The organism is Nitrosospira multiformis ATCC 25196, from assembly GCF_000196355.1.
GTDB lineage: Bacteria > Pseudomonadota > Gammaproteobacteria > Burkholderiales > Nitrosomonadaceae > Nitrosospira > Nitrosospira multiformis.
The window spans coordinates 2,189,076-2,202,267 of sequence record NC_007614.1; the positions used below are offsets into that span (position 1 = coordinate 2,189,076).

The 13,192-nt window shown below is 56.9% G+C and carries 11 protein-coding genes; 4 read left to right on the forward strand and 7 right to left on the reverse strand.

Annotated features, from left to right (window positions below; all coding sequences use genetic code 11):
- Positions 1-114: 114 nt before the first annotated feature.
- The 4 genes from NMUL_RS09955 to gspF all read left to right on the forward strand — a co-directional run bounded on the left by NMUL_RS09955 (position 115) and on the right by gspF (position 5,721).
- Positions 115-645 (forward strand): type II secretion system protein N, encoded by a 531-nt coding sequence (locus NMUL_RS09955; protein ID WP_011381216.1) that lies wholly within the window; start codon positions 115-117, stop codon positions 643-645.
- A gap of 69 nt (positions 646-714) precedes the next feature.
- Positions 715-3,027 (forward strand): type II secretion system secretin GspD, encoded by a 2,313-nt coding sequence (gspD, locus tag NMUL_RS09960; protein ID WP_238529800.1) that lies wholly within the window; start codon positions 715-717, stop codon positions 3,025-3,027.
- A 15-nt stretch (positions 3,028-3,042) separates the two neighbouring features.
- A complete protein-coding gene (gene gspE, locus NMUL_RS09965) occupies positions 3,043-4,506 on the forward strand; it encodes a type II secretion system ATPase GspE (RefSeq protein ID WP_011381218.1) in 1,464 nt (487 codons plus the stop codon).
- A 9-nt stretch (positions 4,507-4,515) separates the two neighbouring features.
- Positions 4,516-5,721: a type II secretion system inner membrane protein GspF gene (gene gspF, locus NMUL_RS09970; protein WP_011381219.1), complete on the forward strand. Its 1,206-nt coding sequence runs from the start codon at positions 4,516-4,518 to the stop codon at positions 5,719-5,721.
- A 154-nt stretch (positions 5,722-5,875) separates the two neighbouring features.
- Here gspF and NMUL_RS09975 read toward each other — a convergent pair whose 3' ends face one another.
- The 7 genes from NMUL_RS09975 to trpA all read right to left on the reverse strand — a co-directional run bounded on the left by NMUL_RS09975 (position 5,876) and on the right by trpA (position 13,179).
- Positions 5,876-7,054, reverse strand: coding sequence for an O-succinylhomoserine sulfhydrylase (locus NMUL_RS09975; protein ID WP_041352542.1), 1,179 nt, complete (start codon positions 7,052-7,054; stop codon positions 5,876-5,878).
- A 161-nt stretch (positions 7,055-7,215) separates the two neighbouring features.
- Positions 7,216-8,736, reverse strand: a complete 1,521-nt coding sequence (purF, locus tag NMUL_RS09980) for an amidophosphoribosyltransferase (RefSeq protein ID WP_011381221.1) — start codon at positions 8,734-8,736, stop codon at positions 7,216-7,218.
- A gap of 91 nt (positions 8,737-8,827) precedes the next feature.
- The gene (locus NMUL_RS09985) at positions 8,828-9,352 is read right to left on the reverse strand and encodes a CvpA family protein (protein ID WP_011381222.1); all 525 of its coding nucleotides are present in this window, start codon (positions 9,350-9,352) and stop codon (positions 8,828-8,830) included.
- 44 nt (positions 9,353-9,396) lie between these two features.
- The gene (locus NMUL_RS09990) at positions 9,397-10,083 is read right to left on the reverse strand and encodes an SPOR domain-containing protein (RefSeq protein WP_011381223.1); all 687 of its coding nucleotides are present in this window, start codon (positions 10,081-10,083) and stop codon (positions 9,397-9,399) included.
- A gap of 15 nt (positions 10,084-10,098) precedes the next feature.
- Positions 10,099-11,427: a bifunctional tetrahydrofolate synthase/dihydrofolate synthase gene (folC, locus tag NMUL_RS09995; RefSeq protein WP_011381224.1), complete on the reverse strand. Its 1,329-nt coding sequence runs from the start codon at positions 11,425-11,427 to the stop codon at positions 10,099-10,101.
- Between the two features lie 46 nt (positions 11,428-11,473).
- Positions 11,474-12,343: an acetyl-CoA carboxylase, carboxyltransferase subunit beta gene (gene accD / locus NMUL_RS10000; protein WP_011381225.1), complete on the reverse strand. Its 870-nt coding sequence runs from the start codon at positions 12,341-12,343 to the stop codon at positions 11,474-11,476.
- On the reverse strand, positions 12,340-13,179 hold the full coding sequence (gene trpA / locus NMUL_RS10005) for a tryptophan synthase subunit alpha (protein ID WP_011381226.1): 840 nt from the start codon (positions 13,177-13,179) through the stop codon (positions 12,340-12,342). Before trpA ends, accD begins: the two co-directional genes overlap by 4 nt.
- Positions 13,180-13,192: the final 13 nt, after the last annotated feature.

Genomic DNA, 13,192 nt, shown 5'->3' on the forward strand with positions numbered 1-13,192 from the left:
CATCAATCTCCACCATGAACTATCGTTTTTTTCAGGAACCGGTTATAGGAATCCATTCCTGATCGAAACTCTCCGATTTTTACTCAGCCGTATTGAAAAGTTAAGCATTAAAGAATGCCGGAAATCTCGATCGACCGGTCGAATCGTGCGCAAACAGCCCTTGTATATTTAATCATCCTCGCTGCACTCGCGCTGCTTGGAGGGGTACTGTTGTACTGGACACGCCTTTGGTTCATCCCCCACCCTCAGCCCAACTTCGAGTCAGGCACGCGTGCGGACGTGGAAGCGGCCGAAGATGTATCGGGTGTGAGTGACCTGTTCGGTATTGCACAACGAGAACAATCCTCTATTGCTGTTCCTGTCGGACCTGAGGTCAGGCTGTTCGGGGTTGTCGCCGCTTCCCGGCACGGGCGGGGCTATGCGATCCTGCAAGTGGATGGAAGAGAGACGCTTGCGGTGCGCGAAGGTGAAAACATCGCTCCCGGCCTCCAGCTGGCTGAGGTTCACGCCGAACATATTGTCCTGGAACGTGACGGAATGCGGGAAACACTTGTATTGCAGCGTCAGAATCCGCCTGCAGACCCTGCTCGTCCGGTGGAGACAGACCTGCCTGTCGAGCTTCACGCGCCGGTCATAACTGAGTGATGTCGTCATCTCATGGGCTACAGAGGTAAAATCGTGCGGCATCGCTCGCTATGTGCAGTTTTTTTATGGATGGCAGTGGCAGGCTGGGTTACCGAGGCTTGGGCCGTAAATCCCTCTGCCACCCTGCCCGTCGAGGAAATTGGCGTCCCGCCGAGCGTCCTGCCGGAAGCGGATTCCCTGCGCGCCAGTAAATCCAGGTCTTCTGCCGGTCAGGATCTCGTTACACTCAATTTCGTCAATGCCGATATTGAAGGGGTAGTGAAAGCAGTCAGCGAAATTACCCGAAAAAATTTCATGCTCGACCCCCGCGTCAAGGGTACGATCAACATCGTTTCAGCCAAGCCAGTGCCGAGGTCGTCGGTCTACGAAGTATTCCTGTCGGCACTGCGATTGCATGGATATGCAGTCGTTGAGGATTACGGCATCATCAGGATCGTTCCGGAAAGTGATGCCAAGCTATACCAGGGCCCGACACTTGGTCCCACGAACAAGCGGCAGCTCGCGGGCGACCGTATCCAGACACAGGTATTCACGCTGCAGTACGAATCCGCGGTGCAGATGGTGCCGATCCTGCGTCCGCTGATCGCTCCAAACAACAGTATCACTGCAAATCCCAACAGTAACACCCTGGTTATTACAGACTACGCGAGCAATCTCCAACGCCTGGCGAAAATAATTGATTCGGTGGATCAGCCAAGTGGAACCGAGCCTGTCTCGATACCCCTTCAGCACGCCTCGGCGATCGATGTCGCGCAAACCGTGAACCGGCTGTTTTCAGAATCGACGCAGTCCCAGGCCGAGGGCGCCGCGGACCCCACCCAGCAGCGTTTCACAGTCGTCGCCGACGCCCGCTCGAATACCCTCCTTGCACGCTCCGGAAACCGGGCAGCGCTTGCGCGTCTGCGCCAGCTGGTAACAGTGCTCGATTCTCCCACCAGCGCTGCCGGCAACATGCACGTCGTCTTTCTCAAGAATGCCGATGCAGTCAGGCTTGCCGAAACCCTCAGGGCGATCTATCACAACATGGCGTCCCCGGTTTCCTCATCTTCGGGACTGAGCCAGGGCACCGGCACAGCTTTTGGAACATCTTCCCTGGGTACATCCACCGGCGGGGGGATGGGTGCCTCGTCAGGCACCTCAACAGGGGGGTCGATGGGCACTTCCATGCCCGGTTCCAGCCTTGGTGCGGGGACTGTTCCCGCTGCTTCCACCGTCACCCCGGCTCCGATGCAAACTGGCGCAACTTCCGCCACCCCCGGCATCATTCAGGCGGATGCAGCCACCAACTCGATCATTATTACTGCCCCGGATGCTATTTATAATAATTTGCGCGCGGTGGTGGAGAAGCTCGACGTGCGCCGCGTGCAGGTTTATATTGAAGCGCTGATTGCCGAAATCACTGCCGACAGAGCCGCGGAATTCGGCATCCAGTGGCAGAATCTGAGCAATGCCGCGCAAGGTGGCACCCAGGTTTTCGGTGGCACCAACTTCAATGCCGGCACTGCCGGAGGCGGCAGTATCATCTCCACCGCCCAGAATCCGATAGCGAATGCAGCCTCCGGTCTGACTATCGGCATCATGAATGGCCTTGTCACGGCTATTCCCGGCATCGGCCCTGTTCTCAACATTCATACGCTCATCCGCGCGCTGGAAACGGATGCCAATGCCAACATTCTTTCCACCCCCACCCTGCTGACACTGAATAACGAAGAAGCCAGGATCATCATCGGGCAGAACGTTCCGATTCCCACCGGCCAATTCATTCCGCCAGTAGGAGGCGCCGTTACCTCCCCGTTTCAAACCGTTTCACGCCAGGACGTGGGACTATCATTGAAGATCAAGCCCCTTATCTCGGAAGGCAATACTGTCCGTGTGCAGATTTTTCAGGAAGTCTCGAGCGTCGTTCCTGGCACGGTCAACGCCACCAACGGGTTGATTACCAACAAACGCTCGATAGAATCGACAGTGCTGGTTGACGACGGGCAGATTCTCGTGCTCGGCGGTCTGATGCAGGATTCGGTAAATGACTCGGTTGAAAGAATTCCACTGGTCGGGGCGATTCCGCTGTTCGGACAATTGTTCAGTTACAACAAGCGCTCACGCAACAAAACCAATCTGATGGTATTCCTGCGGCCGACGCTGATGCGCGCGGGCGACGCCGCCGATCCGCTTTCTGACGCACAGTACGATCGGGTGCTGGGCGAACAGAAAAAAGTGAGACCCAAGTTTAATCTTGTGCTTCCGGATATGGAATCGCCTACTTTGCCGCCGCGTCAACCACCTCCTGTCATCCTTGATGACAGCATCACTCCCGATGATCCCGGAATTTCCAATGTTCAAGGCAACTGGGATACCGGGGGAGTGATGGATAATACACCCTGAAACCGGGCCGCAATCATGGCGTCTGACAGGATTCCTTATGTCTTTGTCAAGACAAATGGAGTGGCCGTGACGAGCGTCACGAGCGATCACGCAGAGGTGGTGGTGCGCGGCGAAGTCCAGGCCGGGGCACTGGCGGAGTTGCGTCGCGTTCTGGGCGTGCCTCTGCGGGCGCGACGCCTCGCTACCGACGAGTTCAACGAGATCGTTGCGGTGCTGTATAACGGCGCAAACGAAGGCGCCGCCGCACTCGCAGATGATCTCGCACAGGATATAGACCTCTCGAGATTACTGCAGGAACTGCCGAAGGTCGAGGACCTGCTCGAAAGCCAGGATGATGCTCCTGTCATCCGGCTGATCAACGCGCTCTTTACACAGGCGTTACGCACCGCGGCTTCCGATATCCACATTGAGCCATATGAAACACGCTCGGTTGTACGGTTGCGAGTGGACGGCACATTGCGCGACCTGATCGAACCGGCGCGCGCATTACATGCCGCCCTCATCTCACGCATCAAGATCATGGCGCAGCTCGACATTGCGGAAAAACGCCTTCCGCAGGACGGCCGGATTACATTGAGGATGGCAGGCAGGCCAGTCGACGTGCGCGTATCCACCATCCCCACCGCACACGGCGAACGCGCCGTATTGCGTTTGCTGGACAAGCAGGCTGGCCGCCTGGACCTCCCTCGGCTTGGCATGGATGAAATCACCTTGACTCGCATGGACAGGCTTATTCGCGAGCCCCATGGCATTATTCTCGTAACCGGCCCCACCGGATCGGGTAAAACAACCACGCTTTACGCCGCCCTGTCGAGGCTGGATTCCGCGTCGCTCAACATCATGACGGTTGAGGACCCCATCGAGTACGATCTTGACGGCATCAGTCAGACTCAGGTCAATCCGCGAATCGAAATGACGTTTGCGCGCGCCTTGCGGACAATCCTGCGGCAAGACCCGGATGTCATCATGATTGGAGAGATTCGCGACCTCGAAACCGCACAGATCGCGGTGCAGGCCAGCCTTACGGGCCATCTGGTATTTGCGACTCTGCATACCAATGATGCGATAAGCGCCGTGACCCGGCTTGTCGACATGGGAGTCGAGCCGTTTCTGCTGGCATCGAGTCTCATCGGCGTAGGTGCGCAGCGTCTGGTGCGGCGGCTCTGTCTGGAATGCCGCCAGCCCTGGGACGAGGCCATGGGAAAATCCCCGAGCTCTTTTTCGGCTTCCGGAATTTTATACAAGGCGCAGGGCTGTGCGGCATGCAATCACTCCGGCTATCAGGGACGCACCGGGATTTATGAGTTGCTCGCGGTTGACAACGACCTGCGCCGGAGAGTTCATGATCGCGCTTCCGAACAAGACCTGCGAGAATATGTGATTTCCGCCGGAATGCGCTCGTTACGTGACGACGGCATGCGCCTCGCTACCCAGGGCATCACCAGCCTGGAGGAAGTCGTGCGTGTAACACGCGAATAGCAGTTCCATATGGAAGCGTACCGCTACGAAGCGCTTGATCCCGAAGGCCGCAAGGTAACGGGTGTGCTGCAGGCTGATACCGCGCGCCAGGCGCGGGCACAGTTGCGCGCGCAAGGCTTGCTGCCTTCGACCGTCGATCAGGTCCGCGCTCGCGAGGGCGGTCAGGCACCCTGGGTCCGAGGCCTGCGTCCGGAGGAGCTGAATTTGCTGACACGGCAGATGGCTACTTTGCTGACCGCCGGTCTGACAGTCGAGCAGTCGCTTGCTGCACTGATCGAATCCGCCGAGGAGCCGATGACACGCGAAGTGCTCGGCGGTGTCAAAACAGAGGTGATCGCGGGGCTTTCCCTCTCCGCCGCGCTGGGCAGCTACAGCAGGAGTTTTCCCGATTTCTATCGGGCGCTGGTGCATGGTGGGGAAGAATCGGGCACATTGCCGCTGGTACTGCGTCATCTTGCCGAGTATCTCGATGCACGTCAGACACTAAAACAGAAAACCAGTCTTGCGCTCCTTTACCCGGCACTGGTGACCATCATTGCCATTATCATTGTTGCCGGCCTGCTCATGTATGTGGTTCCCCAGGTAGTGCAGGTATTCCAGCATTCTCGCCAGAGCCTGCCCCTCCTGACTCGCGCACTGATCGGGTTGAGTGATTTCCTTCTCATGTCATGGCCTTATCTGATTATTGCCATTGTCGGCGGGGCACTTTCCGCACGCGTCGCGCTACGGCATGAGAACATCAGATACCGATGGCACGCTCTGCTGCTGCGCACCGCATGGCTGGGATCGTTGATTCGCAGCAGCAACACATCCCGTTTCGCCAGCACGCTTTCCATTCTGGTCGGAGGAGGTGTGCCGCTTCTTAAAGCTCTCAGCTCCGGTGCCCGCGTGATGAGCAGCATGGTCATGCGTAAAGCGATCGAAAATACCATCGAACAGGTCCGCGAAGGCGCGAGCCTCTCCAGAGCGCTGCGGGAAACCCGCGTGTTTCCGCCCCTGCTTGTGCATCTGGTGGCAAGCGGGGAAATGAGCGGCAAGCTGAAAGAAATGCTCGAACGCGCCGCCCAGCTCGAAGCCCAGGCGCTGGAACGGCGACTGGGCGTCTTTTTAACGCTGCTGGAACCAGTAATGATCCTGGTAATGGGGGGCGTGGTGCTGATGATCGTGCTTGCCATACTGCTCCCCATCATGGAAATCAACCAGCTGGTGCATTAGCAATGAGACGGCGTGAAAAACAGCACCTTTATTCGGCAGGAGGTGTAGAAAAGAGGCCGATAATGCGGAACTGAAAGGAAACCCCTCCGGCTAACCTAATCCAGGGCGTCCAGGGCGATAGCGCCCTTGAAGGCACGTATTCCCTTACTCCCCTCTACCGGGTCAAGCCCCTTGCGAGATCGGCCTTTATGTCTTTTACCGCTTCAAGTCCCACTGCAATGCGCAGCAAGCCCTCGGTAATGCCAGCCGCATCCCGGTTTTCCTGGCTGATCCGCCCATGCGTGGTGGTGGCAGGATGGGTAAGGGTGCTCTTGGCATCTCCCAGGTTGGCGGTGATGGAAATCATGCGAACAGAATCCACCACCCTCCATGCCGCTTCTCTTCCATTCTTCAATTCGAATGAAACGATTCCCCCCCCGGTTTTCTGCTGGCGGCTGGCAAGCTCGTACTGCGGATGCGATGGCAAGCCGGGATAGTGGACTTTGGCTACGCCGGGCTGGGCTTCCAGCCAGCGCGCAATTTCCAGCGCATTTTCGGAATGCCTTTCCATCCGAAGGTTCAGGGTTTCCATGCCCTTCAGGATCACCCAGGCATTGAACGGGCTCAGGGTCGGTCCGGCAGTGCGCAGAAAACCGAATATTCCCCCGTCCATCACCAGATCGCGCTTGCCCAGCACCGCCCCACCCAATACCCGGCCCTGGCCCTCAAGATATTTGGTTGCAGAGTGAATCACGAGGTCTGCGCCCCATTCCAATGGACGTTGCAGCGCGGGAGAGCAGAAACAATTGTCCACGGCGAGCCACGCGCCCGCCTTCCTGGCTACGGCTGCAAGCGCGGCAATGTCGGAAATCTCTGTCAGCGGATTGGAGGGCGTTTCCATGAACAGCAACCGGGTGGCTGGTCTCACCGCTGCTTCCCAGGCGGAAACATCCGTAGCGGAAACAAACGTCGTTTCGATGTTGAAGCGCTTGAGGATATTGTTGAACAGGCTGACGGTCGCACCGAACAGGCTGCGCGAAGCCACGATATGGTCTCCAGCACGGAGGAGACCCATCGTGCAGGCAAGAATGGCCGACATGCCTGAGGAGGTGGCGACACAGGCTTCCGCCCCCTCCAGGGCGGCCAGTCTTTCCTGAAAAGCGGTAACCGTGGGGTTGGTAAAACGCGAATAGATGTTACCCGGTTCCGCATCGGAAAAACGTGCTGCCGCCTGAGCGGCACTGTCGAAGACGAAACTCGAAGTCAGGAATAAGGCCTCCGAGTGTTCATTGAATTGGCTGCGATGTATGCCCGTATGCAGCGCCAGTGTTTCCAGCTCAAAATCGTCAGACATGCCCGACATCTCCCTCAAATTCCCAATAAAAAACCCGTTCAGCTTTCGCTAAAAAACGGGTTTTCCCGCTTTAGCTGAATTTATACTGCGCCCGCAAGCTGAAGATCAAATCGGCGCCTGCCCTGAAGGTACGCTCGGTACCTGCTTTTGTCAAATCTTCATTAATTCGCTGTCACGAGATTCAGGTCGAGTTGCGTGCTGGAACGTCTCTCGGTAAGAGGAGCGCCGCCACTGCGTTGCGCCTCCAGGACGGCCAGGTATTCCGGCGTTACATCCCCGGTAATGTAGCGTCCGTCGAAACATGAGGTCTCATACTGCGAGATCGACGGATTGACACGGCCCACATCTTTAATGAGAGAATCGAGTTCCTGATACACCAGATAATCGGCGCCAATTTCCCGGCATATTTCCTCGTCGTCCCGCCCCGTGGCAATGAGTTCGTGGCGCGTAGGCATATCGATGCCATAAACGTTGGGAAACCGCACGGGGGGGGCAGCAGAAGCAAAGAATACCTTGTTCGCACCGGCTTCCTTCGCCATCTGGACGATTTCGCGGCTGGTAGTGCCGCGTACGATCGAATCATCCACCAGCAACACATTTTTTCCGCGAAACTCCACCCCCATGGCATTGAGCTTCTGGCGGACCGATTTACGGCGCAACTGCTGGCCCGGCATGATAAAGGTTCGCCCGATGTAGCGGTTTTTTACGAAACCTTCACGAAAACTTATGCCCAGGCGGTTGGCAAGCTGCAAGGCGCTGGGACGGCTGGAATCGGGAATCGGAATGACTACATCGATATCGAGATGACCCATCGTGGCTTTGACTTTATCGGCCAGACTCTCTCCCATGTTGAGCCGCGTTTCATAGACTGAAATTCCGTCTATGACTGAATCCGGGCGTGCGAGATAGACATACTCGAAGATGCAGGGATTGTGCGAGGGGTTGGACGCGCACTGCTTACTGTAAAAATTGCCGGTGTCATCAATAAAAATTGCCTCGCCCGGCGCAACATCCCTCACCAGCTTGAATCCCAGAGTATCGAGCGCCACACTCTCGGACGCTACCAGATATTCCGTCCCATGCTCCGTTTCCGCGCACCCGAACACAAGGGGGCGAATACCATAAGGGTCGCGGAACGCGAGCAATCCGTAACCCGCAATCATTGCTATGACGGCGTAGGCGCCTTTGCAACGCTCGTGCACGCCGGATACGGCGGCAAAAATAGCGGCGGGATCAAGCTGGTGGTTTTTCGTGCTCCTCTGCAACTCGTGGGCCAGCACATTAAGGAGCACTTCCGAATCCGAATTGGTGTTGACGTGCCGTAAATCCTCGCGGAACAACTCGTCGTTGAGCTGTGCGGAATTGGTCAGATTGCCGTTATGCCCGAGTACGATTCCGAAGGGTGAGTTGACATAAAACGGCTGCGCTTCTGCAGGGGACTCGGCGGAACCTGCGGTAGGATAGCGCACTTGGCCGATCCCCATATTCCCCAGCAAGGCGCGCATATTCCGCGTGCGGAACACGTCGCGCACGAGGCCGCTGTTCTTGTGCATGTGGAAAGTATTCCCCTGGGCGGTAACAATCCCGGCCGCATCCTGACCACGATGCTGCAGCACCAGCAACCCATCGTAGAGTAACTGGTTGACGGGAGCATGCGAAACTAAACCCAGAATTCCACACATGAATGCACTCCGCAAAAATGACTTAGATCGACGCTATACGAAAAGTTGCACGAGTTCAGTGAGTGGAATCCTGCGCATTCGGTTTACTGCCCTATTGCTTGCGCTTCAGTTCCGCATAGTGGATGCGCCTGGACAAATCCTGCGGCAACCAGGGCAGCACGACCATTGCTACAGCCTCCAGGTGCTTGCTCAGTACTGCTTTTCGCCAGAAGGGCTCCTGCGGCACTGCGGTAAGACCTGCTGCCAGCACGATCACCAGCACCACTACCAACCCGCGGATAAAACCGAACAGGGAGCCGAAAAACCTATCGGTGAAACCCAATCCTACCGTCTGGACCAAGGCTGAAGTCAGCATGGTCACGAGACCCATCGCCACCAGGGTTATCAGGAATAATGCAATGAAAGCCAGCAGGATGCGCAGCGATTCTCCGCCGATGGATGAAGGCACCATGGGCGCGAATCCTGCGGCAAAGGAATTCGCCACCATGAATGCGACTATCCAGCTGACCAGGGACAATATTTCGCGCACGACCCCTCGCGATACGCTGAGCAGGATTGACACAACCAGTATCGCCAGTACAGCGTAATCGAAGCCGGTCAGATCACCGGTAAACATGGCAGAAACACGATGTCGTATGTAAAGGGTCTCATGATCCTCACCTACTTTTCTGTAACCACACCTTCGAATCCCAGGTTCTTCAGTTTTTCCCGTGTTTTCTCAGCCTCCTCGCGCGTCGCGAAAGGACCGACGCGCACGCGGGTTACTTCCTCCTTGCCGGCCTTCACGATTTCAGTATAGGCGGAGAAATTCTGTGAAGCGATCCTTTCCGATTGTCGGGCCGCTTTTGCCGGCGTAGAAAAAGCCCCTAACTGCACCACAAATGATGTTTCCCGCGAAGCAGGCGGGGTGGCGTTTTTACTGGCCGTTTCCACTCGGGAAACGGCGGGAGCCGTGTTTGTAGCCGCCGCTACGCTACGCGGAGCAGCAGGCGCAGGGTTTGCACGGGCCTTTTCGTTAATGGAGGCAGGCGTTTCACTGGGAGGTACAGCGGTTATATTCTTGCCGGATATCCCGCCTGCCTGCTCCGGCCCACCCTCAGGCTGAGATATGGATGGAGCGGCTGTGGGAGGTGTATTTACGGGGGAAGCAGATTCGGCGGCAAGCTCTTCCACTGAATCCTCAGACGGAATGTGTATGTCGATTTCATGACCGCGCCGGTCGGGCTTGCTGTCAAGGATCATCGGCAATACCACCACTGCCGCGGTTGCCAGGACGATTGCCCCCACCAGGCGTCGTCTGGCGCGCTTTCTTAGCTGAATCTCTTCTTCTGTGATGGTTTTTGCCATTAGATATCAGGAAATCTACCCGCGCTCAATTCTGTTCCTTAACACTTCAGCCACGGTATGGAATGAGCCGAAAACACAAATTCTATCATTTCTGGCTGCCTGCTCACAGGCGTAAGCATATGCCTCGGATGGATTGCGGAACTTGCGGATGGTATGGGCGGCGCCTTCTCCTGCATTCCCCGGGAGCGGCTCGGCGATTTGCAGCGCCTGGGCAACCTGCGTGGCGGCTTCGTCCGCCGTAGCGCCTCTTGGAGCGTCAATACCCGATACCAGCCAGACATCCACGCTGGACCTCAACTCCCGTACCACGCCTGCGATATCTTTATCCCCGAGCATTGCAAATACCGCGTACGTTCTGGGATAACGCCCCATGCTATCGAGGCTGGCGGCCAATGCGCGTGCCGCGCCTGGATTATGGGCAACATCGAGCACCCTGACCGGCTGTCCAGGCAACACCTGAAACCGGGCTGGCCAAACCACTTCCAGCAAACCATGACGAATGTCGCTCAAGGTAACCGGCAATGTATCTTTCAGGGAATCCAGGGCGGCGAGGCACGCACTGGCATTTTTCAACTGATAGGCGCCGCGCAAGGCCGGATAAGGGAGTGCATGCCTGCTCTCGCCGTTCCGCCAATAGCTCCAGGACTGTGGAGCGGTTGAATAACCGAAGTGCTCTCCGATATGCATGAGGTCGGCGCCGATCGATTCCGCATGACGACGCACGCTTATGGGCAGGTCCGGTTCGGAACAGATTGCGGCCTTCCCTGACCTGAAAATTCCGGCCTTTTCGAATCCGATCTGTTCACGCGTATTGCCCAGATAATCCATATGATCGAAATCCACGCTGGTAAGGACCGCGCAATCGGCCTCGAACACATTGACCGCATCCAGCCGCCCGCCCAATCCCACCTCCAGAATTGCAACTTCCACTTCGGCCTGACTGAACAAGTACATGGCGGCCAGTGTGCCAAACTCGAAATAGGTCAGGGATACGGCGCTATTCATCCGCGCCGATTCGACAGCGCGGAAAGCCTCGCACAGCTCATCATCGCTTGCCTCCTTCCGGTCGATTCGCACGCGTTCGTTATATCGCAGCAAATGAGGGGAGGTATAGCATCCGACCCGATATCCGGCATGGCTCAGAATGGCTTCCAGCATCATGCATGTCGATCCCTTCCCGTTGGTGCCCGCAACGGAAATGATGGGAAATGAAGGTTCGAGCTCCAGTTCCGCCTGGACGCGCCGTATCCGCTCCAGTCCCATTTCGATAGCTGCGGGATGCAGGCGTTCCAGGTAGTCCAGCCACTCTGGCAGCGTTGCGGAAGCAAAGGAGAAAGTGCTCATGCCCGCGATGGCACGGTAAGTATGATTATGCGTCGAGTGAAAATGCTCAGAGCGCGGGAGGGGAAGCGTGCATCAGCAACGTGCACAAATTGGCGATCTTGTCGCGCATGCGCCGGCGATCGACGATCATATCTATTGCTCCGTGTTCCAGCAGGAACTCGGAACGCTGAAATCCTTCCGGCAGGGTCTGCCGCACTGTCTGCTCGATCACTCTCGGTCCCGCAAAACCGATCAGAGCGCCTGGTTCAGCAATCACTACATCACCAATGAAAGCAAAACTTGCAGACACACCGCCCATGGTAGGGTCCGTCAGGACCGAAATGAACGGAAGTCCTTCGCGGCTCAGCCGGGTCAGTACAGCGGTGGTTTTGGCCATCTGCATGAGCGACAGCAGGCCTTCCTGCATGCGCGCCCCGCCACTCGCCGCGAAGCATACAAAGGCCAGACGCCGGTCGACACACGTTTGCACACCCCGTATGAAGCGTTCGCCGACGACTGATCCCATCGAACCCCCCATGAAACCGAATTCGAATGCGGCGACAACGACGGGAACTGTCTTGACGCTGCCCTGCATCACCACCAGGGAGTCATCTTCGTTAGTCTCTCTTTTCGCCTCCGCCAGCCTGTCGGAGTAACGCTTGCTATCCTTGAATTTAAGGGGATCGAGCGGGTGAACTTCCGCCCCGATTTCGCGCCGATTCTCTGGATCCAGAAACAGGTCGAGCCGCACGCGCGCGGAGATCCGGTTGTGATGACCGCACTTGGGGCAGACATTGAGATTGTTCCCCAGATCGGAATAGTAAAGCACTGCCTCGCAGGAGGCGCATTTGCTCCACAGTCCCTCAGGCACCGCTTTCTTTTCACCGCTTTCCTTGCGCTTGATCTTGGGCGGAAGAAGTTTCTGAAACCAGCTCATAAGTGTGTAAGTTTAACGGCGGCTGATGGTGCAGGACTTGCTGCGTCTATTGCAATTCGCAGACTTTTTACCAGACGATGGACATTTGTTAACACCTCCGCCTTGGGCGACCTTTCAATTTCTTCGATGATGCGGCTTCCCACCACCACTGCATCGGCAAGCTCCGCCACTGCCCGGGCGGTTGCGCCGTCACGTATGCCAAAGCCCACTCCGATAGGAATGGAAATGCGGGAACGCAGTCCGTCGAGTTTCTCGGCCACGTCATGCAAATCGAGGTGAAGCGAACCGGTAACGCCTTTCAGCGAAACGTAGTACACGTATCCTTCCGCCAGGGAGGCCACCCGCTCGACGCGCTGCTGCGGCGTAGTGGGAGAAAGCAGGAAAATGGGAGCGATATTCTGACGTTTCAGGTATTCCACCCATTTCACCGATTCTTCCGGAGGATAATCCACAATCAGCACGCCATCCACTCCGCACGCCTTTGATCTTGCCGTGAAAGCATCGTAGCCCATCGCTTCGACCGGATTGGCGTAGCCCATCAGCACAACCGGCGTGCTGGAATCACTTTCCCTGAATTCTCCCACCATTGCCAATACGTCCTGCAACGAAACGCGATGTTTCAGCGCACGCTCGGAAGAGCGCTGAATCGTTGGTCCATCCGCCATCGGATCAGAAAATGGAACACCCAGTTCGATGACATCGGCGCCAGCCTGCACCAGTTCATGCATCAGTGGAACCATCATTCCGGGTTCGGGATCGCCAGCAGTAATAAAAGGAATGAGCGCCTTTCTCCGATTCTGGAGCAGTTTGCCAAACAGGGTGGAAATACGGGACATGAATGGACTTTGC